The 23,620-nt window shown below is 62.5% G+C and carries 19 protein-coding genes; 7 read left to right on the top strand and 12 right to left on the bottom strand.

What is annotated here, in order from left to right; all coding sequences use genetic code 11:
• Nucleotides 1–144: 144 nt before the first annotated feature.
• The 3 genes from IYX23_RS15195 to IYX23_RS15185 form a co-directional block, all read right to left on the bottom strand.
• Nucleotides 145–1,902: a di-heme-cytochrome C peroxidase gene (locus tag IYX23_RS15195; protein WP_196393646.1), complete on the bottom strand. Its 1,758-nt coding sequence runs from the start codon at nucleotides 1,900–1,902 to the stop codon at nucleotides 145–147.
• 132 nt (nucleotides 1,903–2,034) lie between these two features.
• Complete coding sequence (locus tag IYX23_RS15190) at nucleotides 2,035–2,583, bottom strand: alpha/beta hydrolase (protein ID WP_196393647.1); 549 nt, start codon at nucleotides 2,581–2,583, stop codon at nucleotides 2,035–2,037.
• Nucleotides 2,583–4,268 carry a lysine--tRNA ligase gene (locus IYX23_RS15185; protein WP_196393648.1) on the bottom strand — a complete coding sequence of 562 codons (1,686 nt, stop codon included), beginning with the start codon at nucleotides 4,266–4,268 and terminating at the stop codon, nucleotides 2,583–2,585. Before IYX23_RS15185 ends, IYX23_RS15190 begins: the two co-directional genes overlap by 1 nt.
• Before the next feature lie 289 nt (nucleotides 4,269–4,557).
• On the opposite strand from IYX23_RS15185, the gene IYX23_RS15180 reads away from it, so the two are divergent.
• Nucleotides 4,558–5,979 carry a carbohydrate porin gene (locus tag IYX23_RS15180; protein ID WP_246716840.1) on the top strand — a complete coding sequence of 474 codons (1,422 nt, stop codon included), beginning with the start codon at nucleotides 4,558–4,560 and terminating at the stop codon, nucleotides 5,977–5,979.
• A 102-nt stretch (nucleotides 5,980–6,081) separates the two neighbouring features.
• Here the strand turns inward: IYX23_RS15180 and IYX23_RS20305 are convergent, their stop codons facing one another.
• The 9 genes from IYX23_RS20305 to IYX23_RS15135 form a co-directional block, all read right to left on the bottom strand.
• Nucleotides 6,082–6,246 carry a hypothetical protein gene (locus tag IYX23_RS20305; protein WP_244471446.1) on the bottom strand — a complete coding sequence of 55 codons (165 nt, stop codon included), beginning with the start codon at nucleotides 6,244–6,246 and terminating at the stop codon, nucleotides 6,082–6,084.
• A gap of 310 nt (nucleotides 6,247–6,556) precedes the next feature.
• Nucleotides 6,557–7,432: an NAD(P)-dependent oxidoreductase gene (locus IYX23_RS15170; RefSeq protein WP_196393650.1), complete on the bottom strand. Its 876-nt coding sequence runs from the start codon at nucleotides 7,430–7,432 to the stop codon at nucleotides 6,557–6,559.
• Between the two features lie 3 nt (nucleotides 7,433–7,435).
• Complete coding sequence (moaA, locus tag IYX23_RS15165; RefSeq protein ID WP_196393651.1) at nucleotides 7,436–8,488, bottom strand: GTP 3',8-cyclase MoaA; 1,053 nt, start codon at nucleotides 8,486–8,488, stop codon at nucleotides 7,436–7,438.
• 144 nt (nucleotides 8,489–8,632) lie between these two features.
• Nucleotides 8,633–9,643, bottom strand: coding sequence for a sulfotransferase (locus IYX23_RS15160; protein ID WP_196393652.1), 1,011 nt, complete (start codon nucleotides 9,641–9,643; stop codon nucleotides 8,633–8,635).
• 50 nt (nucleotides 9,644–9,693) lie between these two features.
• The gene (gene mbnF / locus IYX23_RS15155) at nucleotides 9,694–11,340 is read right to left on the bottom strand and encodes a methanobactin biosynthesis FAD monooxygenase MbnF (protein WP_196393653.1); all 1,647 of its coding nucleotides are present in this window, start codon (nucleotides 11,338–11,340) and stop codon (nucleotides 9,694–9,696) included.
• Nucleotides 11,337–12,638: a multi antimicrobial extrusion protein MatE gene (gene mbnM, locus IYX23_RS15150; protein WP_196393654.1), complete on the bottom strand. Its 1,302-nt coding sequence runs from the start codon at nucleotides 12,636–12,638 to the stop codon at nucleotides 11,337–11,339. The genes mbnF and mbnM overlap by 4 nt, the downstream gene beginning before the upstream one ends.
• Nucleotides 12,635–13,216 carry a methanobactin biosynthesis protein MbnC gene (gene mbnC, locus IYX23_RS15145; RefSeq protein ID WP_196393655.1) on the bottom strand — a complete coding sequence of 194 codons (582 nt, stop codon included), beginning with the start codon at nucleotides 13,214–13,216 and terminating at the stop codon, nucleotides 12,635–12,637. The genes mbnM and mbnC overlap by 4 nt, the downstream gene beginning before the upstream one ends.
• Nucleotides 13,194–14,021, bottom strand: a complete 828-nt coding sequence (gene mbnB, locus IYX23_RS15140) for a methanobactin biosynthesis protein MbnB (RefSeq protein ID WP_196393656.1) — start codon at nucleotides 14,019–14,021, stop codon at nucleotides 13,194–13,196. Before mbnB ends, mbnC begins: the two co-directional genes overlap by 23 nt.
• A gap of 81 nt (nucleotides 14,022–14,102) precedes the next feature.
• Complete coding sequence (locus tag IYX23_RS15135) at nucleotides 14,103–14,912, bottom strand: methanobactin precursor domain-containing sigma factor (protein WP_196393657.1); 810 nt, start codon at nucleotides 14,910–14,912, stop codon at nucleotides 14,103–14,105.
• A gap of 895 nt (nucleotides 14,913–15,807) precedes the next feature.
• Here IYX23_RS15135 and IYX23_RS15130 point away from each other — a divergent pair.
• From IYX23_RS15130 to IYX23_RS15105, 6 genes are all read left to right on the top strand, one after another.
• Nucleotides 15,808–16,188 carry a hypothetical protein gene (locus IYX23_RS15130; RefSeq protein WP_246716839.1) on the top strand — a complete coding sequence of 127 codons (381 nt, stop codon included), beginning with the start codon at nucleotides 15,808–15,810 and terminating at the stop codon, nucleotides 16,186–16,188.
• Nucleotides 16,189–16,350: 162 nt separating this feature from the next.
• A complete protein-coding gene (locus IYX23_RS15125) occupies nucleotides 16,351–17,418 on the top strand; it encodes an MbnP family copper-binding protein (RefSeq protein ID WP_196393659.1) in 1,068 nt (355 codons plus the stop codon).
• Nucleotides 17,415–18,593 carry a methanobactin export MATE transporter MbnM gene (locus tag IYX23_RS15120; RefSeq protein WP_196393660.1) on the top strand — a complete coding sequence of 393 codons (1,179 nt, stop codon included), beginning with the start codon at nucleotides 17,415–17,417 and terminating at the stop codon, nucleotides 18,591–18,593. Before IYX23_RS15125 ends, IYX23_RS15120 begins: the two co-directional genes overlap by 4 nt.
• A gap of 28 nt (nucleotides 18,594–18,621) precedes the next feature.
• Nucleotides 18,622–21,090, top strand: a complete 2,469-nt coding sequence (locus IYX23_RS15115; RefSeq protein WP_196393661.1) for a TonB-dependent receptor — start codon at nucleotides 18,622–18,624, stop codon at nucleotides 21,088–21,090.
• Between the two features lie 144 nt (nucleotides 21,091–21,234).
• On the top strand, nucleotides 21,235–23,097 hold the full coding sequence (locus IYX23_RS15110) for an extracellular solute-binding protein (protein ID WP_196393662.1): 1,863 nt from the start codon (nucleotides 21,235–21,237) through the stop codon (nucleotides 23,095–23,097).
• Nucleotides 23,098–23,201: 104 nt separating this feature from the next.
• On the top strand, nucleotides 23,202–23,576 hold the full coding sequence (locus IYX23_RS15105; protein ID WP_196393663.1) for a DUF971 domain-containing protein: 375 nt from the start codon (nucleotides 23,202–23,204) through the stop codon (nucleotides 23,574–23,576).
• Nucleotides 23,577–23,620 lie beyond the last annotated feature (44 nt).

The raw sequence follows: 23,620 nt of genomic DNA, 5'->3' as shown, positions 1-23,620 counted from the left end.
CTTATCCGATTCATCCTTCAAACGTAGCAGAGAGGAAGGGTGAACGGTGGCCAGGAATTGCGCGCCGTCCCCAAGGTCGATATAGGCGGCGCCGTCGCGCGGAAAAGCAGATTTAGGAAAAAGGCGCCGCGTCGCTAGAAAGCGTCACAGCGTCTTGAGATATTCGAGCAGCGCGCGCTTGTCCGTCTCGCTCAGCGCCGTTCCGAAGTCGTGGCCGCAATGGCTGACGCCTGAGCCTCTGTTGCAATCCGTTTTCATCAGGAAGGTCGATTTCGGCTGCTCAATGGCCAAGCCGACAGCGGAAATGTCATAGGCCGGGCCGACTTTGAAATCCGTGACGCGGTCCTGTGGCGGCTTCAGGAGTTCGGCGAGCGACGGAACCGAGGCGTTGTGCAGATAGGGCGCCGCCGCCCATATGCCTTCGAGGACGCGTGATTCAAATTTGAGTTTGCCCGGCGTCTCGGGCGCGCGGCGGCAAGCCCATCGTCCTGCGCCCGGCGTGCCCGGCATCTTGTAGACGCCCTTTAGTTCTTCGACCAAGGGCCGCAGAAGCGCCAGCGCCACGTCGGCCCTTTGACGCTCGACCGAATTCACCGTGACAGGAATAAAGTGCTGCAGGATTGCGCCGCGCGCCGCGGTCGCCAGCACCGAGACGGGCGCGTCGGTTCTGCCAAGCGGCTCCGACACGAAAGGAATGAAGGCGCCCGTCAGCGCGCCGGTGTCGACCTTCCACTCCGGCGCGAAATATTGATATTCGCGCGCGTCGGTGCCGACGTCCTGAACGGGCGTGCACCAGGTGTCGGGATTGAGCAGACGCGGCTGTCCTTTGTCGATCCCATGGCAATCGGCGCATCCGCCCTCTTCATAGGGACGCTCATAGATGAGCTTGCCTTGCGCAGCGAGCATCGTGTCCAGGGGCCACGGCCATTTCGGCGGGCCGATCCGCTCGACGAGCCGCTCCAATTCGATCAGCCCTTTGAAGTCGACCGAATTGGCTTTGACGTAATTGAAGCCCAGGAGATGCGTGGCGTCTTTCTCCGGGAAAAATTCGCCGAAGACGCCGTAGACCTGTCCGACATTTCTGGCCATGGCCAGAATGCGGTCGCCATTGTCGGCGAAGCCCGGCCATTGCGTATGATCCTGCCGCGGCGCGTTCCAAAGGAACGGCGGGCGCACCGGCGCGTCCGCCTTCCGCATGTTTCCCAAAATGACATGCGTCGGGCCGGGTCCGATATCGAGGCCAGTGACGCGATTGAGTATCATGCCGACGGCGTCGATGCGTCCGGCGCCCCAGGGCCTGTCTTTGGGCAGGCCCGCCTCGGTGATGGCGTGGTGGCGCGCATACCAGAGATCGACTTCGGCGCGCAGCTTGGTCTCTTTTTGCGGATCGTAGCCGTTTCCGAGAACGGTCTTGGCGAATTCAGAGAAAGACGCCGCATCCGCGAGAACCTTCCCGACCGCCGTATCGAGATCGGCCCAAAGCGCGCCCATGTCGGCGAGCGCCGGCCCGCCGTCGATGCGATAGGCCTTGCCCTCGACGTCGATCTGCCGCGTATGGCAGGCGGCGCAGCTGGGTCCCAGGACGCCGTCGGCGACGACGAAGCCGACCGGCAGCCCCGGCGTCGGACTCGCGGGGTTGGCCAGATAGCCGTAGCGGGCGAGTCCATCGGCAAGAAAGGGTTGGCCGTCAGCCTGCTTGAGCGCTTTGATCCAGTCCCAGGGGATGAGGCGGGAGCCTTGGCTCGTACGGTAAAAGTCGTTCCAGGCCTTTTCGTCCCAAGGGCCTGCGCCCGGAATGGAGGAGGGCTGTTCGACGCGTTCCAACGCCATCGAAGCCGGCGCGCCTGCGAACAGAATGGCGACAGTAAGCGCAGCGGAGCGGAATGTCTTGGTGATGCTCATCTTGCAATCTTCTCAATGAACGGCCGTTACAAAATCGCGTCCACGCCGACGCAAAAACGCTTGGGAACAGCGCATTGCGTCAGGGTCGACGATCGCCAGTAGCGTGTCAATACTCCGAACTGATGACGCGCGTTAGAGTTTCGCCATGAAATTGGCGAAGGCGAGCGACCCTTCCGGCCATGGCCCATGGCCGCTATCGACATTGATGTGGCCGGCGGCGCCGGCGTCGATGAAGCGCGCGCCGATATCCTGCGCGAGATCGCGCGCAAAGAGCAGATCGGCGTAGGGATCGTCGCTGCTGCCGACCAGCGCCGCGGGGAAGGGAAGCCGCGCGCGGGGAATCGGTAGAAAGGCGGAATCGACGGAGGGCATTTCGCGGATCACCGCCTCCGAAGGCGGCGCGACGAGAAAGGCGCCGGCGATCTTGTCGCCGACGCGCTGCGCCGCATGCAGAGCCGCGATGACGCCGAGCGAATGCGCGACGATCACCGCAGGCCGCGCGCTCGCGAGAACCTCTTGCGCGATCGCCTCTTGCCATTCGGCGCGGATCGGCTTCTCGAAGTCGCGCTGAGTCACGCGCCTGGCTGTCGACAGTTTCGCCTGCCAGCGCGTCTGCCAATGTTCGGGGCCGGAGTCGCTCCACCCCGGCACGATGAGAATGTCGGCGTCGGCTGCGCGCATCAGGCGGTTTCGCGCGCCACAAAGGCGCCGTTGAGCGCGTCCTCGATCAGCTTGCGCGTCTCGGCGACGCCGTAAAGCGCGATGAAGGAGCCAAAGCGCGGGCCCTTCTTCTCGCCGAGCAGCACCTCATACAGCATGTTGAAGAAATCATTGGAGACGCCGGGGCGCTCCGGCGTCGCGCCCTTGGCGGCAAAATCCTGGTAGCGCGGCGCGGCGCGGGCGACGTCGTAAAGCGCCGACTGAATCTCTTCGGCGCTGGCGACGTCTATGCCACGCAGCGTCTCGTCGATCTTTTGCAGCACTTCGCGCTCGACCTCGTCGGCGGCGCGATAGGTTTTCGCCGGCTTCACGAAATCGCGGAAATAAGCGACGGCGTAGCCAACGAGCCTGTCGAGCCGCGGATGATTTTCGGGCGTCGCGGATCGCGCATAGCGGCGCAGAAAGCCCCATAACACGGCCGGATCTTCGGCGTTGGCGACGGCGGCGAGATTGAGCAGCATCGAGAAGGAGACGCTCACGCCCTTGGCGTCGCCCTCATGCGCCAGCGTCTCGGCCTGCGGCGGGTCACCGGCGTGGATGTGCCAGACGGGATTGCCGAGGCGGTTCTTCCAGTCCTGGCGCGGATAGGCGTCGAGAAAATTCAGATAGTCGTCGACCGCGCGCGGGATCACGTCGAAATAGAGCCGCTTCGCCGCGGTGGGCTTTTGAAACATGAATTGCGCCAGGCTCTCGGGGCTGGCGTAGGTCAGCCATTCCTCGATCGTCAGGCCATTGCCCTTCGACTTCGAAATCTTCTGGCCCTTCTCGTCGAGAAAGAGTTCGTAGTTGAAGCCTTCCGGCGGGCGCCCGCCGAGCGCCCGCACGATCGCGCCGGACAGTTTCACCGAATCGATGAGGTCCTTGCCGGCCATCTCGTAATCGACGTCGAGCGCATACCAGCGCATCGCCCAGTCAGGCTTCCATTGCAGCTTGCAATGGCCGCCGGTGACGGGCGTGGTGAAGGCCTCGCCCGTATCGGGATCGGTCCAGGAGATCGTGCCCGCTTCTGCGTCATAGCCTGTCAACGCGACCTGCATGACGATGCCGGTCTTCGGATGGATCGGCAGGAAGGGCGAATAGGTCGCCGCGCGCTCCTCGCGAAAGCTCGGCAGCATGATCTTCATCACCGCGTCGTAGCGCGCGAGCATATGCTTCAAGGCGGCGTCGAAGCGGCCGCTCTTGTAATATTCCGTCGACGACGCGAATTCATATTCGAAGCCGAAGGCGTCGAGGAAGGCGCGCAGCCGCGCATTATTATGCGCGCCGAAGCTCGAATGCGTGCCGAAAGGGTCCGGCACCTGCGTCAAGGGCTTGCCGAGATTGGCGGCGACGAGTTCTTTATTCGGGATGTTGTCGGGGACCTTGCGCAGCCCGTCGAGGTCGTCGGAGAAGGCGAGGAGGCGCGTCGCGATCCTGCCCTCGGTCATGACTTCGAACGCGCGGCGCACCATGCTGGTGCGGGCGACTTCGCCGAAGGTGCCGATATGCGGCAGGCCGGAAGGGCCGTAACCGGTCTCGAACAGCACGCTCTTCTGACCGCTCGCCTCGACCCGTTTGACGAGCTTTCGCGCCTCTTCGAACGGCCAGGCGGGCGAGACGCACGCGGCTTCGACGAGTTCGGGCGACAATAGGAGCGGTGCGGACATGGGATGCGAACTGGCCAATCTGAGCGGGAAGCGCGGCACAGTAGGGAGAGGGGCTCGGGGCGTCAACGAGGAAGAAGCAGCGTCAAAACAATCCGATTGAAGCAAGAAGAGGCGCGACTCCCTCCCCTTGACGGGGAGGGTGGTTCGCGAAGCGAACCGGGTGGGGTGATTTCTCGAAGCGCGCAGCAGCTCCCCCACCCGCTCGCCTTCGGCGAGCGACCTCCCCGCAAGGGGGAGGTATTTGCGCCCTTCTTTCGAAGGGGCTTTGGCTGGATGGACAAGCGCGGTCATGGCGCTAAGCTCGACAGCGCATGTGATTCACCGATCTGGCTGGCGGGAAGGCCGAAGAGAGATGTGGCGGCGGAGGGAATGGAGCGGGCCGGCCTCCCCGAAAAGGCGACGCGCGCGAGCGCGCAGCCTGATCGCCGCGGTCGGCGCCAGCCTCGCAGCCCTCGTCGCGACGATGGGCGCGCCGACCCTTGCGGAAGACGGTCTCGTCTCGCTGGCCAAGCAGAAATCGCTGACCGATACGCCGGGCGGCCCCAAGGATGAGCTGCGCCGGCTCGGCATCGACGTCAACGTCTGGGTCACCCAGTTCTTCCAGGGCATTCCCGCGGGCGCGATCGACCGGACGGCGCGCTACGGCGGCAAGATGGACATGTTTCTGCGCCTCGACGGCGAAAAGCTCGGCTTCTGGAAGGGGCTCAAATTCAACGCGCAATATGAGCATTACTTCGGCCGCAACGTGAACCGCCAGGATCTCGCGCTGCTTCCGGTCAACGTCGCCCAGGCGTTCATCGAGCGCGACGGCTATCACTCGGCGCTGTCGATGACGCTGACGCAGGAGCTCAGCGAAGAGCTTTCGGTGACGATCGGCAAGTTCAACATGCTGACGCTCGCCGCGCAGACGCCGCTCGTCGGCGGCGGCGGCATCGACACCTTCATGAACCGCGCCTTCGCGCTGCCGTCGACCGGCATCGGCGTCAGCTCGCCGGAAAGCGTCGCCGACCGTCTGATTATCGCGCCGCCCTATCTCTTGGGCGGCGTCGCCGCGCTCAAGACCAAATATTTCGACCTCAGGGTCATGGTCGCCGATCCGCGCAACGCTCAGCAGGCGCGGGTCATCACGCGGCCGTTCGAGCGCGGCGTCGGCGCCGGTCTGATGGCGACCGTCCCCGTCGAGATCGGCGGCCTCAACGGATTCCATACGCTGCGCTTCGCTTACAGCAATGCGCGGGGTTTCGACCTCGACGACATTGGAGAGAGGCGTCAGGCGATTGCCCGCCTGCGCGGCCTGACGAAGAAGGGCTTTTGGTTCGTCTCCTACGCCGTCCAGCAATATTTCGTGCAGAGCGCCACGGACCCCAAACTCGGCTGGGGTCTGTTCACGCTCGCGACGCTGTCGGACGGCAATCCCAATCCGGTCAGATGGAGCATGCTCGTCGGTCTCGCCGGCTACAATCTGATGACCGGCCGTGAGGACGATCGGTGGGGCGTCGGCTATTACCATTACGGACTGACCCAGCCACTCCTTTCCGGCTTGGCGGCGCGGCGGATCAATCGTCGCAGCGAAGGCGGCGTCGAGGCCTTCTACAATTTCGCGGTGACCCGATGGCTGCGGCTCTCCGGCGACGTCCAGATCATCGATCCGTGGAATCCGCTGCGGGCGCGGGCGAGCTATCTCGGCCTGCGTCTGCAGACGATATTTTAGGGAAGCGGCGGCTCAAAAAGAAAAAGGCGAAGACGTTCGTTTCCGAACGATCCTCGCCTCAGGCCAGCCCCTTGGCCTAATCCGGGTGCGCGACTCTCGGCGTCAATTGGCGCAGGAGACGCTACGCATGTAACGGACGCGACCCCGCTCGTCAGCTTTCGGCGTGATGACGAGCGTGCAATCTTCATCCTCGGCGCCGTAAGCGCGCCCCACTCGGATTGCCGGTCCGCGCGCAAGCGGACGCATGCCGACGTCACTAAGGCTCACGGCGGCTTGGACGCCAGTGGCGGCGGACTGAGTCTTCGGATCAGACGCTGAGGGCGCAGCTGCGACAGCAGCAACCGCGCAGATGGCGACTGTGAATCCGAGGACGATCCGGGACGTGCGGCTTGCGAAAGGGCTTTCGCGCGAAACGGCCATTAATAGGGCTCCCACAGGGTGATCGGGAATTTTTCCCCGGCTCGCTACTCGAACGATGCGAACCTGGACGCTTCCTCTTTTGCCGGGGAGAAACGCAGCGGCCCCGCTAATGGTTCCGCCGTAGTCATAAAATTTTAAGACTTGCCTTAAATCCGCCCTATCGCTCTAGCCGGGCGATGAGGCTCGACGTGTCCCAGCGCCGCCCGCCCATCTTCTCCACCTCGGCGTAGAACTGGTCGACGAGAGCCGCGATCGGCAGCCGCGCGCCGTTGCGCCGCGCCTCGCCGAGGCAGATCGCGAGGTCCTTGCGCATCCATTCGACGGCGAAGCCGAAGTCGAATTCATTCGCCGCCATTGTTTTCGTGCGATTTTCCATCTGCCACGATTGCGCCGCGCCGTTCTTGAGGAGATCGACGACGCTCTCGGGTTCGAGGCCCGCCGCCTTGGCGAAATGCAGCGCCTCCGCCAGACCTTGGATCAGGCCGGCGATGGCGATCTGGTTGACCATCTTGGTGAGTTGCCCCGCGCCCGGCGGCCCCATCAGCCGGCAGGCCCGCGCATAGCAGTCGATCACCGGCTCCGCTTTGGCGAAGCTCGAGGGATCGCCGCCGCACATGACGGTCAGCGCGCCCTTTTCGGCTCCGGCCTGCCCGCCGGAAATGGGCGCGTCGATGAAGCCGAACCCGCGCTCGGCCGCCGCGGCGTGGAGCTCCCGTGCGACCTCCGCCGACGCCGTCGTATGGTCGACGAAGATCGCGCCCGCCGACATGCCCGCGAAGGCGCCGCCGTCGCCGATCGTCACCGCGCGCAGATCGTCGTCATTGCCGACGCAGGAAAAGACGAATTCCGCGCCGTTCGCAGTTTCGGCGGGAGTCGAGAATGCTTCGGCGTCGGGGAACTCGGCCACGAATTTCTCCGCCTTGGCGGGTGTGCGATTATAGACGCGCACCTTATGGCCGGCGCGATGAAGATGGCCGGCCATGGGATAGCCCATGACGCCAAGGCCGATAAAAGCGACGGATGTGGGCTCCATTGCTCAGCCGCCCGTCATGCTCATGTGGCGGGAGACGGCGGGCGCCGGCGCGGTTCGGTCGATGATGAAATCATGGCCCTTGGGCTTGCGCAGAATCGCGGCCTCGATCGCCTGATGCAGCAGCGCGTCGTCGGCGCTTTCGCGCAGCGGCGCGCGAAGGTCGGCCGCGTCCTCCTGGCCAAGGCACATATACAGCGTCCCCGTGCAGGTGACGCGCACGCGATTGCAGCTTTCGCAGAAATTATGGGTGAGCGGCGTGATGAAGCCGATGCGCCCGCCGGTTTCGCGCGCACGCATGTAGCGCGCGGGGCCGCCGGTGCGATAGTCGATCTCGTCGAGCGTGAAAGATTCGCTCAATCGATCGCGCACCTCCTGCATCGGCAGATATTGATCGGCGCGTTCCGGCCCATCAAGTTCGCCGAGCGGCATCACTTCGATGAAGGTCATGTCCATCCCGCTGTCGTGAGCAAAGCGCACGAGCGGCGCGAACTCGTCCTCGTTGACGCCCTTGAGCGCCACCGCGTTGAGCTTCACTTTGAGGCCCGCGGCGCGGGCGGCGGCGATGCCCGCCAGAACCTGCGCATGCGCGCCGGTGCGGGTCAGCGCCTTGAAACGATCAGGGTCGAGCGTGTCGAGGGAGACATTGACGCGCTTGACGCCGCAATCGGCGAGTTCCGCCGCGAAGCGCGCAAGCTGCGAGCCGTTGGTGGTGAGCGTCAGCTCCTCCAGCGCGCCCGACAGGAGGTGGCGCGACAGAGCGCAGAACAGCTTCATCACGTCGTGACGCACCAGCGGCTCGCCGCCGGTGATGCGCAGCCTCTTGGTTCCGCGCGCGACAAAGGCGGAGCACAGCCTGTCGAGCTCCTCAAGCGTCAGCAGGTCGCGCCGCGGCAGGAATTGCATATGTTCCGACATGCAATAGACGCAGCGGAAATCGCACCGATCGGTGACGGAGACGCGCAGATAGGAGATCGTCCGTCCGTATGGGTCGACAAGCGGCGCCGGCGCGGCGGCCGCGGGCGTCGCAATTGCAGGCCCTCTGGCGTGGGCGTTCATCCTTACCTCGAACCGGCGGAAATTCGGCGTCCTCCATATATTGCCGGAACGCGGTCGCGTGAAGCCCACCCGTCGCGTACGCCAAGGCCGGGACCCCAGGGGCGGACCTGGAGCAAGGAGAGGTTTGCAGCGGAATGTCGCCTCTTATTGGCCGGCGCCCCAGCCGAAATCCCTGCCCAGCAAAGCATAGAGCTCTTCATTGTAAGGCCGGAAGAACTCGGCCAAATTCTCCCGAAGTCCGTCCTCGAGCGTTCCGGGCGGACCCGGATTTTGCTCCTCGATCACCAGCGGCTCGACTTCAGGCAGGCCAAGGAACCCGTAGATTTGCTTCGCGGTCGATCGCGGGTCGCGAAAAAACTCCGCCGCATCGACGATGAAAACGCGGTCTCTGCCGAATTTCTCGAACAGCAGGCGCAGAAAGGGCGCGTAGATGCTGTGCCGCAAATAGCCCGCGCGCGCGCCCGAAAACGCGTGCGGCTCCATGCCGCCGCCGCGTATCGTCGCCATTTCGGCTTCGATCAAGGTTTGAAGGTCCGGAAAGCCCTTCCAGTGCGGGTCCTGCGACTTGCGGCTGATGAACCGCTTCTGATCCCATCGCCAATGCGAAAAGGTGCGCGCCACCGGATCGCGCAGAACGCAGATGATCCGCATGTCTGGAAACATCGACTGCGCCAGAAATATCCAAAGAGGATTGGGCATGACCGGCGTGCAGTAGCCGGTGATCGCGCCGCCGTTGCGCCGCTCCGCCGCCCTTTGCGCCGCGATGGTCGGGAAATGCGCCATGAGTTCGCGCATCGTCTCCGTGAAGGAGATTTCCTTCGATAGCGGCAGCACGACATGCGGATGCTGGAAAATATAAGAGGAGAGGAAAGACGTGCCGGAGCGCACCGCGCCGATCGATGCGAAGGACGGCGCCATGCGTTCGCCGGAGCCGACCGAACGCGCCCAGACCCGCCATTTTGGCGGATTGAAAAAATAATAGGAGCGGAATTGACGCTTCGCCCGAAGGGGCAGGGCGTCCAAAACGCCGCTGGCCCGCGACAGGCGGTTGAAGTCCTGGTAGGGAGCCTGGATCGTTTCGAGCCGCTTCGGATCAACCGCCAGGATCGGTTCTGACCGGAAAGGCGCGTGGAGTTCCGGCGAAAGCATGGACATTCGACCACTCTCCTTTACGAAGATTTTTGGAGCAGGATGAGGCGGTGCGCCTAGCTTGCGTCGGCGAACGTCGCCGCATGACCGCCGCTGGATTGGCGCGTGTCGAAACCGCGCACGCGCGCAAAACTCGCTTCGAGCGTGGCGAGCGGATCGGGGTTTCCGCCGCGCGAACGCCAGGCGATGTAGCCGTCGGGACGCACGAGGAGCGCGCCTTCAGGCGAAATGCGCAGGCGCGGCAGAAACAGCCCTTCCGGATCATCGACGTCGAAGCCGAGCCGGCAGACGCCAAGCGGCGCTTTCGAACGCAGGGCGATGCGCCGCGCCGCTTCAATCCAGGGGCCGCCGTCGGGACCGGTAAAAAGCATGAAATCGCGTCCGATCAGATCGTGAGAGGAGATCGTCTCCTCGCCGCGCCGCAACCAGACATGCGCGAGGCGCGTTCCGGGCGCGCCGCTCGGGCGAAGAGGATCCTCGACGCATGCGCCGTCGTCGAATTCATCAGCGATGATTGCGTCGGAGCGATAGCGATAGCCCATAGAGGTTTCGAGAAGACCGTATTCGTCTTCCCGAATGCGGATGTCCTGCCGATCGGGCAGGAGGCGTTCGACATAATTGGCGATGGATCGCGCGATCGCGATCCGCGCCACGGGCCTACGCTCGATCGCATAGCTGTCGAGCAGCGATGGCGCGGCCTGGCCCTTGATGACGAGCGCAAGTTTCCACGCCAGATCTGCGGCGTCCTGGATCGCGGTCTGTCCGCCGAGCCCGCCCACGGGCGGCGTGATGTGCGCGCAGTCGCCCGCAAGAAACACCCGGCCAAATGACATGCGATCGGCGAGAAGAGCGGCCATTTGCCAGGGTCGAATGTCGTGAATCTTCACCGCAAGGTCGGCGACGCCAAGAGATTGTCGCACGAGCGCTTCGCATCGTTCTTCGTCGAAATCGGACGCCTGATCGCGCGTGGAATCATATTCGATGTTGATCTGGCCGTGATTGGGGTCGTCGCAGGTGACGAAGGCGCCGCTGAACGCCGGGTTGCGCAGATAATAGAGCGCAAAACCGTCGCTCGGCAGGATCGCGTCGAGATCGGCCTCAAACAGCACAGAAATCGTATCGGCGAGAGCGCCGGGGCCTTCCATCTTGACGCCGCCCGCGTCGCGGATCGTTCCGCCGGCGCCGTCCGCCGCGATCATGTAGTCGGCTAAAACCGCCGTCTCTTGTCCCGACGCTTCATCGCGCAGGATCGCTTCGACGCCGTCGCTTCGCTGCGAGAAGCGCGCCAGCGCCGTCGAAAATCGAACGTCGGCGCCGTTCTCGCGGGCGAAGCGCAGCAGCACGGGTTCGACCCGGTCCTGGCCGGCTGTGCATATTTTGCTGGGAGACACGGGCGTTGCGTCGAGCGAGGTCTTGGTCACGAGCGTTTCGATCGCCGGGCCCGTGACCGACTCCGCGACGATGAGCGTGGACTCATTGGCGCCGGCGCGGCTTGCCGCAAACAGCGCATCCTCCAAGCCGGGAACGACGCGCAGAACTTCCATGCTGCGGCGGTTGATCCCATGCGCTTTCGGCAGTCGCGACGTTGAGGCGCGTCGCTCGACGAGACGGCAGGGGACGCCGCGCCATGCAAGCAGCGTCGCCGCAGTCAGACCGGCATAGCCGGCGCCGACAATCAGAACCGGCACTCGCTCCACGCTCATTGCACATGTCCTTTGGAGGGCCACGAGACGCCAAGAGGCTCTTCGGGCGCGGATCGAAGTCCGCGCCAGAGCAAGAAAACAGCGACGATTTCAGGCCAGATCAGTGATTGGTAGGCGATCTCCGGACGGTTAACCGAGAGACCGAACAGAATGAACAGCGGCGCGATGAGCCACTGCGCAAGCACATCGACGGAGGTCAGCTCTGCGAAGGCGCTCCGAGCGAGCGTTAGTCCTCGGACGATGCTTCCGATGAATCGGATGGGTATGGAAAGCGCCAAGCAGGCGACGAAAACGGACCACCAGGGTCCGTGTTGGCGGTAGAGAGCGTCCCCGACCCAGTCGCGCCCGAAGAGCAGCAAGACGGCGGCCGTCAGCGCGATTGGCGCGCCGACGCGCATCACCGGCGCAAGGGCTGGCGTCCAATCCTCAAGAGATTGCTTGGGAAGGTAAATGGCGAGATAGCGCATCAGCGTAATGAGCGGCCCAAGAATGAACAGCATGAAGGTTTGCGCGGCCGCGTAGGAGTCGAGGCGTTGGCCGTTCGCGGCGTAATGCCAGGGGAGTGAGAAGAGCGTCAGCGAGAAGAGCATCGCCGCCTGTGGCGACAGCACCCGTAGCGCTTCCCAGAAGGTTCCGCTCATAAAGGAGCGCGCAAAGGCGAGTTCGGGAAGGCGCAATTTGCGCGCGCCATGCGCGTGCAGCCGAGTCCATAACCAAAAAGACGAGGCGGCGGCGACGATGCAGCTCGCGAGAAAGCAGCCGGTAAAACCCAATCCGAAGGTCTGCATGAACAGGACGTTGGCTCCGACTTTGGCTGGAATTTCGGTGAGCTTCCATGTGAGAACCGAGCCGCCGCGGCCGAGGGCGTGCAACAGGAATCCTTGCGTGTTCGAAAGAACGCGGAACGGCGCGCCGGCGACGAGCCAAAGGATCGGGGCGCCGATATAGGGAGCGGCGGCGGCGTCGCCCATCAGAGCGTCGAGGAAGATCGGATAGGCGAAGAAGCCGAAAATCGCTGTCGCGACGCCAAGCGCGAGGGAGAGCGCGCAGCTCTTTTCGATCGCGTCGGCCGTCTCGCCCTTCTTTTGTGCATGGCCGAGCGCGATGGCGGCAACGGCCGCGGAAGCGATGGTGACCGCGACATCCAGCAGCGTGATGCGCATCAGAATCGCATAGGCCCCTGAAGCACGGCCGCCCAATCTCGCGACCATGGCGAGATCGATCTGCATGATGAAGGCGGCTGCGGACGTGCTGGCGAACAGGAACCAGTATCCGCGCCACAATGGCGCGCTTGTCATCGCGCGAGGCTCTGCCACCCCGGAAATATGTCGAGTTCGAAGCTCGGCAGCGTAAAATAGCCGAACAGGTCTGAAGGCGCCGGCAACGGCTCCTCGGGTTCGATAAGCTCGATCTCTCGTCCGAGGCGAACGTTACGGCATTTCCAGCCGATGACGAGATCCGCCGTATCAGCGCATCCGATCACGATCCCGCGGCTTCGACCACGATCGAGGATCGCCCACCGCGCGGCGGAGGCCGCCATGATCGATCGGAGATATTTGTCGTCCGCCAACAGCCGTTCCTTGAACGGCGATTGGCGCAGCCAAACATAGACCCAAAGATAATAGGACCAGTCGAAGGCGAGCTTCTTTTCCTCAGCCCAGGCCATGAAAGGCCGGAAAATCGACATGCCGTCCGGACCGGAAAGCTCCAGCAGTTCTGGGCAAATGTCGAAGAGCGTGTGCCAATAGATGCGCAGGCTCACGTCGATCCGCACGAACGCCTTGTGGTCCGCAGGATATTTTGCGTTCAGCTGCGGCGACATCAGCGCAGGGTAGAGGTCGCGATCAGTCCGACTAGGCAGTGAGAGCAAGGTCATGACGCGTTTCTTCTGGTTGGCCGAACAGATCGCGCAACGCCTTCAGATCGACGACGATATCGTCGAACTCGATCTGATCGTCGCGCTCATAGGTCATCGTTGCGCCCGGCTTGTCGAAGACCGATCGAAAATTGCGAAGGAAGGCCAGCGTGTCCGGGGCCAGCGCCTCGGCATGGGTGTCGAGCGAAATGAAGGGCTCGATCAAGGATTGCCGGTAGCCGGCGACGTGGAAATGCTGGGCTTTGGCGATGACGTTGCGCCAGGCCTCGAACGGCGTCCCGCAGTTGCGATGGGCGCAGACGGCGTTGGAGGCGTCGAACAGCACGCCCGCGCCCGTTTCTTTCATGAGGCGCTCGAAGAAAGCGGGGGCTTCCAGACCGCCATCCATGATGGACGGGTAATTCTCAAAATGAATGCGCTGTCCGACGATCTCCTGCCATTGCACGACCTTGTCGCGCACCGATTCATATTCGGCGGCATAGTCGATTTCGCCTAAGTGAAAGAAGGCGCGCCCCTCGTGAGAAAAGCGCAGAATATGGTCGGAGACGTAAATCGGGTTCAGCGCGTCGATGTAATCTCGAAGCCGAGCGGCGAAATCGACGAGCGTCGGCCGATCGGCTTCGAGAAACTTCGAATACATAATGTGCAACCCGACTGGACAATCGAACGCCTTGGCTAATTCGTCTGGATCGACGCAGAAAAAATTGTCGATAAGAAATTCGCAATAATCGATGTGCCCTTCGGCGATCAGCCTCTGAGCCATGTCATAGGTGTCGCCGAGCGTGAAATTGAAGCCAAGTCGCATCTCTTTGTCGCCTTCGTCTTGACGCGCCGAACGTCGTTTGCGCCGCTGGCCCGGGGGGCCAACGGCGCAAACAAATCGTCCTTAGCCGTTGGTGGCGGCGCAGGTCGACGCGCAGCGGGCGCTGGCGCGGCCAATGACATTGAGGGTGATGCGCTTGGCGATACGGATGGTCATGAAGGCCTCCTGTTTTGATTTCGTCTGGAGAGACCAGACGGGCTCCGCAGAACGCGGGACCCGAATGGTATGACGAGCGAGGCCGCAAAAATCGGACAACTTGGGGAGAGAATTTTTTCGAGACGTCGAGATTTCGATGTTTGGCGCATGTCGAGGGCGCGGCACGGGCACTTTGGCAGAGGACTCGTAAGGCGCGTTCTTCAGGACGCTTGAGGGCGCGACCTCGAAGGCGCGATCGAAATGCTCGAGCGCTCGACCGAGGCTGCGGTGGACCGTTCTCAAGGAAACGCCGATTTCCTGCGCGATCTCGGAATGGCTGAAGCCCAGGATTCGGCTCATCAAGAATATCTGACGACAACATCGCGGCAATTGCATCAAGGCCGCTTGAACGTCAGACGCCAGGCCGAATGCGTCGAGGGCCGACGTGATACGCGTGTCTGCGGCGGGCGACTGGAACCATGCGCCGTCTTCGGCCAGCGCTCTGGCATGCGTTCTTTGCCTCCGAAGATTGTCGATCGCGAGCGTGCACGTCATCTTCGTCACATAGCCGCGCGCATTCGAAATCAGTTCGCCGCGGTCGCTCTCCAGCATTTTTAGATAGGCTTCCTGGACCAGGTCTTCGGCGTCTCCCGAGCCGATCACGCGGCGCGCCCGCGTTATCAGATCGCGATGATGGCTTCTAAACAGTCGGTCGATCGTCTCATGGGACTTCTGCATCAGCGCCTCCCCGCTTGTCTCCAAGCGCGCCGATTATCCAAAACGCATCACGCCGAGCGGCCCCTAGGGCATCGGCGATGCGTGGTTTCGATCCGCGGACGTCATTGCTTCCGAACGCGCGGATGTGCGGCCGTGTCTTTAGACGGGGGAGGCGCGCGCCGGCGGGGTCGCCGATCCCGTTCGGGACACGGGATGGATGGGAAGAGCGCGAACGATGAGTCGCGCCGTTGGAAAGGACAGGCGCGCAATCTGATCATAGGCGCATAAGATCTGCGGCTGAGCGTCGCAGCACGCGATACAGTCCGAGCAAGAGCCATCGTGTTCGCGCGGCGCGTGAGGCGCCGCGGGACTCGCATCGCTTTTGCAGACAAGGGCGCGGAACGCCAAAGAATGAGATTGCGCGCGCGCGGCGACAGTCGAAACGCCAGCGACTTGCAGCAATATCGCAACGAAAAGAATGACCCGAACGAGCATGGATTGCCGCCAACCATTGCCTACGGTGCGCGGATCATAGGCGCGAAACAATCTTGCGGCAATACGAAAACTCTTTATACGACGCGCGCATGGCGGAACGACGAGGGTCCGGTGAGGCGAAGGCGCGTTGACAAACGGCAAGGATCGGCGAGCCTGCTTCACTGTCTCATGCCGCCACAGCATCTTCATTGCGGTGCGCGCTCAGCCCGCCGTCGCGCGCGCCATTTGGATTGATGTCGGAGCGCAAGGCGTCTTCGCGCCCGCCAACTGAAAGACAAAGCGAAATTGCAAAGACCAAGTGTGGCTGCAGCGCAACAGTTTAAATTATTGCAAAATTTGGGCGCTAACCGTCGTTGACAAGTTAATCCTCGTGCACTCAGAATTCGTTATGCGGCAAGACAAGACAAAAATGCGGCGGTTCATGCGTCCGATCGTGGCGGCCGCTGTCGCTTGTCTGCTGTTTCAGCAAGCTTTGGGTCTTATTTTTTCTCACGGCCGCTACGGCGGCGATTTCGGCGCGTTCCTAAGCTCTCCCGTAGCGATGGCGAACGAGCTTTGCGCCGATCAAGCCAATGGCGACGGCAAGGCCCCGCATGTTCAGCACATGCACTGCATGGCTTGCTTTCTAAGCGACCGAAACGACGACCTCGGAGCAAAGGTTCTCTTATCCGCCGTCGTCCTCGTGCTGGCGCCCGTGTCTGAGGCTCCTCCTCTTTGGCCGGAAGAGCGCGATCTCGCGCCGTCGACCACGCAGTGGCCCCGCAACAGGCTCTCTCGCGCACCCCCGTCGCTTCTCTCCTAAGAGAGCGCGTTAACGGTCGGCTGCCGGGTCTTCGACCCCTCACTCGCCATTTCCCTCGCGTTTGATTTTCGCGCGCGTCTCTGACGCGCGTCGCCGACACGCGTCGCGAACGCGTGCGGCCAACACACATCTCAAAAAAATCGTGCTGACAGGAGAGGAATCATGCGCGCATTCACTCGATTTACGGCCGTCATCGCCGGTCTCGCGGCCGTTGGCGGCGCGCAGGCGGCGGCGAAGGGCGACGGCGCCGAAAGGCAGCAGGTCGCGATACGCTTTTCGCTGACGGCGGGCGATCAGCCGGTCGAATGCGGCCGCGACATCGCGGGCCTTGGAACCGGCGGACAACCGGCGCAGCTCCACGACGCGAGGTTCTACATCGCCGCGCCGGCGCTGATCGACGCCGCCGGGCGCGAAGTTCCCATCGAACTGGAACAAAACGACTGGCAATACGCCAATCTCGCGCTGCTCGATTTCGAAAACAAGACTGGCAAATGCGTCGGCAGCGCCGACGTCAACGACACGATCAAGGGATCGGCGCCGCGCGGCCGTTACAAAGGATTCAGCTTCGTCGTTGGCGTGCCGAGCGTCGTCCAGGACAAGGAAGGCAAGGACGTTATTCTCAACCACTCGAATTTCGCCACCGCTCCCGCGCCGCTCGATCTTCAGTCGATGACGTGGAACTGGCAGGCGGGCCGCAAATTCATAAAGATCGAAGTTGATCCCGATGGCGGCGTGACCCGACCGCCGCCCCCAGCGAAAAACCCCGCCCTGGCCGCCAATGGCCCCGGCGCGCCCGCCGGCGACAAGACTGACGGTCCGCCGCCGATGGCGGACGCGCCGAAGACGGCGCCGCTGCGCGTCAACTCGGATGGGACGATCACCGTCTCCACCTGGATGCTGCACCTCGGTTCGACGGGCTGTCGCGGCGACGCGACGAAGGGCGAAATCACCTCCTGCGCCAATCCAAATCGCGTTCCCGTGAAGCTCGCGTCCTTCGACCCCGCGCGGCAGCGCGTCGTGCTCGATTTAAAGCCGCTCTTCGCCGGCATCGATCTTGGCAAAGACCAGGGATTCTCGACCGGCTGCATGAGCGGTCCGGCCGATCCGGAATGCACGCCGATGTTCGAAAATCTCGGGCTTCGGCTCAAGGAAACCGCGCCCGACGCCAATGACGCCGGCCAGTCCTCCGGCGCGTCGACGAAGATTTTCCGCGCGGAGGTCACGAAATGAAGCGCGAAGCTCTCATTCTCCTCTTCGCTGCGAGTCTGATCGCAGGCGGCGCGCAAGGCGACGCCATCCCCAGCGCGGAGTCCTGGCGCTGGACCTTGCCCGACTTCATGCCGCCGCCACGGGTTCCCGCTGACAACGCAATGTCGGAGGCGCGTTTTCAGCTCGGGCGCAAACTCTTCTACGACCCGCGTCTATCCGGAAACGGCAAGGAGAGCTGCGCCTCGTGCCACGAGCAACGCCTGGCGTTCACCGATGGCCGCCCGGTCGCCGTCGGCGCCACGGGCCAGCATACGCCGCGCAATTCGCCCAGCATCGCCAACGCCGCCTGGCGCGCCACGCTCACCTGGGCGAATCCGGCGATGGTGACCCTCGAAAGGCAGATGGAAGGCCCGCTCTTTGGCGAAGAGCCGATCGAGATGGGCGTCAATGACAAGAACCGCAAAGAGATCCTCGCGCGTTTCGACAGTGACGCGGAATATCGCCGCGACTTCGCGGCCGCCTTTCCCGGCGAGGCTGACTCGATCAGCTTCGGCAACGTCATTAAGGCGATCTCCGCCTTCGAGCGCGGCGTCGTCTCGGCGTCCTCGAAATATGATCTCTATCTTGAAGGCAAGGCGACGCTCTCTCCTGAAGAGACGCGCGGCAAGGATCTCTTCTTTGGCGAGAAGGCCGAGTGCCATCACTGCCACGGCAGCGTGAATTTCGACGATCAGTTCTACCACGCCAAAACGCGCGAGATCGAGACGCCGTTTCACAACACCGGCCTCTATGATCTCGACGGAAAGGGCGCCTATCCCGAGCCCAATCGCGGCGTTTTCGAGAACACGCATAACCCCGCTGAGATGGGCGCGTTTCGCGCGCCGAGCCTGCGCAATATCGCTGTCACCGCGCCGTACATGCACGATGGCAGCGTCGCGACGCTCGATGACGTGATCGACATTTACGCGGCCGGCGGACGCAATGTCACGAGCGGTCCACTCAAGGGCGACGGTCGATACAACGCAAACAAAAGCGCGTTGATCGTTCCCATCGATCTGTCGCCTCAGGAAAAGAGCGATCTGATCGCCTTTCTGAAAACGCTGACCGACGAGTCGTTGCTGACATCTCCACGTTTCGCCGACCCCTGGAAACCGGCGTCGACGGCAAGCGGGCCATCGCGTGCGTCCTCCCACTGAGTTTCACCCCATCAGGAAAGCAAAGAAAATGAGCTCCCGGTCGAAATTGATGCACGGAGTCGCGCTCGGCGCCCTCGCGCTATTGTCCTCCGCACCCATTGTCCATGCGCAGCAGTCGCTTCCCACGATCGACATCGGCGGCCGGCTCCGCACAGGTCCGGTCCGAATCGCTCCTCGCGGTCCGGCCGTGGCGACGCCGGCCGTGAGCGAGGCGAGCACGGGCGATCCCGGATATGCGCCGGGGTTCAATCCCATCCGCGCAAAATTGCCAATCTACCGCGACCCCCCTGGGCAGACGGTCACGACCGTCAACACAAAGTTCCTGAGCCCGACGCCCCTAGCAGATGTCCGGAGAGTGCTGGAATACAGCCCCGGCGTCTCCATACAGCAAGGCAACAATCCGCGCGATCTGTTCATCTCGATTCGCGGCTCCGGCAATCGGCTTGGCGTCGGTTTTCCAACTGGCGTTCGCAACATCATGATGTACGAAGACGGGTTCCCGATCACGACGGCCGACGGCAATGGCCGCACCGACCTGCTTGATCCGCATTCCTACGCCGCCGTCGACGTCTACCGAGGGCCATCGTCCGCTCTCTTCGGCAATTACGCCTATGCGGGCGCGATCAATTTCCGCACCTTTTCCGGCGCCGAAATCGACGGCGTCCACACCGGTTCGGAATTTGGCAGCTTCGGCTATGTCAACAATTACGTCCGGGTCGGCAAGGCGGTGAAGGACAGCGTGCTCGGCGCCTTCGATCTGTCGTTTTTCGCCTCCGACGCCAACAGCACCGGCTATACCCGCAATTCTTTCTCAGGCAAACAAGCGAAGATTCTCGGCAGGTGGGACGTGACCCCTACCGATCGTGTCATCGTGAAATATATCGCCAACAATTTGAGATCGGAGTTCATCAACCGAGAAAATATCAATGTGTTCTACCTCAATCCCTTTCAACAAGGCTGCGCCATCCCGACCTCTCTGAATCTCAACTTGTGCAACAATCTGAACGTGCCGGCGAATGGCATATCCGGCGCGCTCCTCCGTCAAAGCGTCTGGCAGCTTGGCACTCATACGAACTCTCTCAGACAGATCGGCGGCGTTCAGTTCGAGCATGACTTCGACAACGCCACCACCTGGCGATCGCAATTCACTTACGACTATCTCGATAACATCAACGGAGCTTGGCCGCCGCCGATCATTGGCCCGGGCGGCCAGGGCGGCCCGGTCGGCTTGAGGGGTCCAACGGTGGGCATCACCGCGCAGACCGACATTACCAGCCACACCGATCTGTTTGGCTTCCCGGCGACGCATTTTCTCCAGTTCTTCTATAACAACGCCAAAACCACCAATCCGCTGTTTAATCAGATCGCGAATAGATGGTACAGCGGCGCAATCGGCGCCCAGGTCGGCAAGTTGGATTACTATACGTCAAACATCGGTCTGCGCGCGCGTGAAGAGATTGCTCTTGCTCCCGGTCTGACTGGCGTCATCGGGTTCAGCTCCAATTGGAATCGCGTTTGGGGCGTCAGTACCGCCTATAACTACCCCGCCAATCTGGCGCCCAGATTTCCGACTCAGGTCGCCGTCGACAATGATTATTGGAACACGGCGCCGGAAGCGTCGCTCACTTATCGCTATAGCCCCGAGTGGCAAGTGAGGGCCCGCTATGCGACGGGCTACAGCACGCCGACATTCGTCTTTCTCACCACTACCCGAAACGGAGTCGGACAGAACCCCCTGAAGGCCCAGACGAACATGGGCGTCGATCTTGGGATCGACTGGACGCCGCGCCCCGACCTCACCGTCAGCGTAACCGGCTTCAACGAATGGCATCGCAATGAGATTCTGACGCTGAACAATGGGCTCACCAATTATTCGCAAAATATTCCCTCCACTCTCCACCGCGGCGTCGAACTCAACGCCGATTGGCGGCCTTTTGACGGATGGCGGCTGATCGCGGCCTATACGTTCAACAATCAGTTCTTCACCAATTTTTGGGACGATCTCGGGTCGGTTACGGCCGGCTTCCCACCCGTTGCTCTGGCTGGCGGCGCTGCTGCTCGTTACAACCGCGCCGGCAACAGAATTCCCAACGTGCCGGCGCATACTGTGACGATGCGCTATGGATATGATCAACCCTATGGCGATCTCGCCGGTCTCGGCGCTTACGCCGAATATATTTTCAAGAGCGATTATACGATCGACAACGCCAATTTCACCACTCTACCGAGCTACAGCGTGTTCAATTTGAATGCGCACTATAATCGCGACATAGACAACTTCTACTTCAAGAATATCGAGCTGTATTTCGAAGCCTCGAACATCTTCAATCGGACCTACGTCGCCGGCGCATTCGTGGTGGCCAATTCGCTTCTCGCGGGCACACCGATACAAACGCCGCTGGTCTGGCCGACCGGCGGCCTGGTGACGGCGCAAGGCGCAGGCATTATCGCCGGCCAGCCGCGCGCGTTCACCGGAGGCGTGAAGTTCAGGTTCTGACGCGGTGTGGCGTCGCCTCGTTCATTCGGGGCGACGCCCGCCAGGCGCGCGCCTATCGGCGAAGCGCGATCAGCATTTTTTTCGAATTGGAGTCTGCCCGGGCCGAATAGTTTCAGTCCGCCGATCTGGCGAAGGAAGCGATCAATGCTTCGCGCTGGCCACGCAGTCGGACGCATGATCGGCGCCGCAGGGCTCGCGGCGTTGATCCATGTCATCGCGGTGCCGTCAGTTTCGGCGCTTGCCGATAATCCTCTGCAAGCTTTCGCCACGCATGGCCTGGCGCTTTATGGCGACCCGGCGCTGCCGAAGGATTTCGATCATCTTCCCTATGCCAATCCTGAGGCGCCGAAAGGCGGGAGGCTGCGGCTCGGCCAGCGCGGCGGATTTGCGAGTCTCAATCCGTTCAACGCGAGGTTTGGGGACGCGCCGCAACTCATCATCGACAATGTGCTGCAAAGTCTGATGATGCGTTCGCAGGACGAACCCTATTCCTTCTATCCGCTGATCGCCCAATCCGTCGAAATCGACGAGGCGCGCGAACACGTCACATTTCACATCGACCCTCGGGCGCGCTTTTCCGACAAGACGCCCATCCTTGCGTCGGACGTTCTATTTTCCTTTGAATTGCTCAAGTCGAAAGGTCGGCCGAACCATCGCGCGATTTTTGCGTTAGTGAAGTCCGCCGTGGCGCTCGACGGCCATACCGTGCGCTTCGATCTGACTGGCGTGAAGGATCGCGAAGCGCCGCTCATTCTCGCCGCGATGCCGGTTCTGTCGGAGAGAACCACGAAAATTGAGCGATTCGACGATCTCGATATGACGATTCCTCTTGGCTCAGGCCCTTATGTGATCTCGGAAGCGAAAGCCGGCGCGCGTCTGGTTCTCCGCCGCGACCCCGACTACTGGGCCCGCGACATACCCAGCCAACGCGGACTCTATAATTTCGACGAGATCGACGTCGATTATTATCGCGACAGCGCGGCGTTGTTCGAGGCGCTGAAGGCGGGGCTTCTCGACTATCGCGAGGAGACGAGCGCCGCGCGTTGGTCGACGGGCTATGATTTCCCCGCCGTTCGCAACGGCTCCGTTGTGAAGGAAACTCTGCGGCCCGGCCGCCCCACGGGAATGGAAGGCTTCGTCTTCAACCTGCGCAAGGGCGTCTTTCGCGACGTGCGGCTGCGCGAAGCCATCGCCATGATGTATGACTTCGATTGGATCAACGCCAATTTCTACAGCGGACTATACGTCCGCACGGAAAGCTACTTCGGCGAATCGGATTATTCTTCGGTCGGGCGTCCCGCGAGCGCGGCCGAGCGCGCTTTGCTTTCGAAGTTTCCCGGCGCCGTTCGCGACGATGTTCTTGAAGGCCGCTGGCGACCTGTTCAGAACGACGGTTCGGGACGCGATCGCGCGGTCGCGCGGCGCGCGCAAGCGCTTCTCGCCGAAGCGGGCTATGGCGTCGTGAATGGGCGTCTAGAGAAGAATGGCGTTCCTCTCGTCTTCGAGATCATGATCCGAGATCGCGACGAAGAGCGGCTTGCGCTCAATTTCGCGGCCTCGTTGAAGCGCATCGGGATCGAAGCCAATCCGCGCGTCTATGATGAAGTCCAGTACCAGCGCCGGCGTCAGCGCTTCGAATATGACATGATGACCGGGCAATGGCTGCCGGCCGCCGTTCCGGGACAGGAGCAGATGAACCGGTGGAGCGCCGCGAGCCTCGACCGGGAAGACTCGCTCAATCTCGCGGGGGCGGCGTCGCCCGCGCTCGACGCCGCGATCGACACTCTGCTCGCGTCCCGGACGAAGGCGGACAGCATTTCGGCGGCGCGGGCGCTCGATCGCATACTGCTCTCCGGATTCTATTTCGTGCCGCTGCAGCATGTGAACGCCATCTGGTGCGCGCACAGCGCCGCGATCCGCCATCCCGCGCACACGCCGCTTTTTCCGATGTTTCCCTTCGGCTTCACTTTGGAGAACTGGTGGCGCGAGAAAGCTGGCCCTCAGTGAGGATCATGTTGGCGCTCTTGGCGCGAAGGCGATAGAAATCTTTGGCGACGGCCGGAGCTCGGCCTGCAAATTGCCTCGCGCCAACAAGAATCCTGGAGACGCACATGGGGCAGGAGCCCTGGCCAACTGAACTGCGCCTCTCGGAAGGCGGGCGGATGCTGAACGTCTCCTTCGACGATGGCGCGCAATTCGCGCTCAGCGCCGAGCTGTTGCGCACGCAGAGTCCGAGCGCGGAAGTTCAGGGCCATTCCGCGGCGGAGCGCATAACGATCGGGGGCAAGCGCAATGTCACGATCATCGCGGTCGCGCCGGTCGGCAATTACGCCGTGCGGCTCGACTTCGACGACATGCACCGCACCGGAATCTACACGTGGCGATATCTGCGCGAGCTTGGCGAGACGGCGTCGGAGCGCTTCTCATCCTATCTCGAAGAGCTTGCGGCGAAGGGGCTGGATCGCGACCGGCCCGGAGAAAAATGATCAAAAATAAGAACGGCCGACGCGAGCGCCGGCCGTTCAAAACG

This window comes from Methylocystis sp. L43 (assembly GCF_015709525.1).
Classification (GTDB): Bacteria; Pseudomonadota; Alphaproteobacteria; order Rhizobiales; family Beijerinckiaceae; genus Methylocystis.
Note: the sequence above shows the minus strand (reverse complement) of the source record. Positions and strands in the feature narration are given on the sequence as shown.

Excerpts from the sequence above, each read along its gene's own strand:
- IYX23_RS15195 (WP_196393646.1), bottom strand. The coding sequence starts at position 1,902 with ATGAGCATCACCAAGACATTCCGCTCCGCTGCGCTTACTGTCGCCATT.
- IYX23_RS15190 (WP_196393647.1), bottom strand. The coding sequence starts at position 2,583 with ATGCGCGCAGCCGACGCCGACATTCTCATCGTGCCGGGGTGGAGCGAC.
- IYX23_RS15185 (WP_196393648.1), bottom strand. The coding sequence starts at position 4,268 with ATGTCCGCACCGCTCCTATTGTCGCCCGAACTCGTCGAAGCCGCGTGC.
- IYX23_RS15180 (WP_246716840.1), top strand. The coding sequence starts at position 4,558 with ATGGCGCTAAGCTCGACAGCGCATGTGATTCACCGATCTGGCTGGCGG.
- IYX23_RS15170 (WP_196393650.1), bottom strand. The coding sequence starts at position 7,432 with ATGGAGCCCACATCCGTCGCTTTTATCGGCCTTGGCGTCATGGGCTAT.
- moaA (WP_196393651.1), bottom strand. The coding sequence starts at position 8,488 with ATGAACGCCCACGCCAGAGGGCCTGCAATTGCGACGCCCGCGGCCGCC.
- IYX23_RS15160 (WP_196393652.1), bottom strand. The coding sequence starts at position 9,643 with ATGTCCATGCTTTCGCCGGAACTCCACGCGCCTTTCCGGTCAGAACCG.
- mbnF (WP_196393653.1), bottom strand. The coding sequence starts at position 11,340 with ATGAGCGTGGAGCGAGTGCCGGTTCTGATTGTCGGCGCCGGCTATGCC.
- mbnM (WP_196393654.1), bottom strand. The coding sequence starts at position 12,638 with ATGACAAGCGCGCCATTGTGGCGCGGATACTGGTTCCTGTTCGCCAGC.
- mbnC (WP_196393655.1), bottom strand. The coding sequence starts at position 13,216 with ATGACCTTGCTCTCACTGCCTAGTCGGACTGATCGCGACCTCTACCCT.
- mbnB (WP_196393656.1), bottom strand. The coding sequence starts at position 14,021 with ATGCGACTTGGCTTCAATTTCACGCTCGGCGACACCTATGACATGGCT.
- IYX23_RS15135 (WP_196393657.1), bottom strand. The coding sequence starts at position 14,912 with ATGCAGAAGTCCCATGAGACGATCGACCGACTGTTTAGAAGCCATCAT.
- IYX23_RS15130 (WP_246716839.1), top strand. The coding sequence starts at position 15,808 with ATGCGTCCGATCGTGGCGGCCGCTGTCGCTTGTCTGCTGTTTCAGCAA.
- IYX23_RS15125 (WP_196393659.1), top strand. The coding sequence starts at position 16,351 with ATGCGCGCATTCACTCGATTTACGGCCGTCATCGCCGGTCTCGCGGCC.
- IYX23_RS15120 (WP_196393660.1), top strand. The coding sequence starts at position 17,415 with ATGAAGCGCGAAGCTCTCATTCTCCTCTTCGCTGCGAGTCTGATCGCA.
- IYX23_RS15115 (WP_196393661.1), top strand. The coding sequence starts at position 18,622 with ATGAGCTCCCGGTCGAAATTGATGCACGGAGTCGCGCTCGGCGCCCTC.
- IYX23_RS15110 (WP_196393662.1), top strand. The coding sequence starts at position 21,235 with ATGCTTCGCGCTGGCCACGCAGTCGGACGCATGATCGGCGCCGCAGGG.
- IYX23_RS15105 (WP_196393663.1), top strand. The coding sequence starts at position 23,202 with ATGGGGCAGGAGCCCTGGCCAACTGAACTGCGCCTCTCGGAAGGCGGG.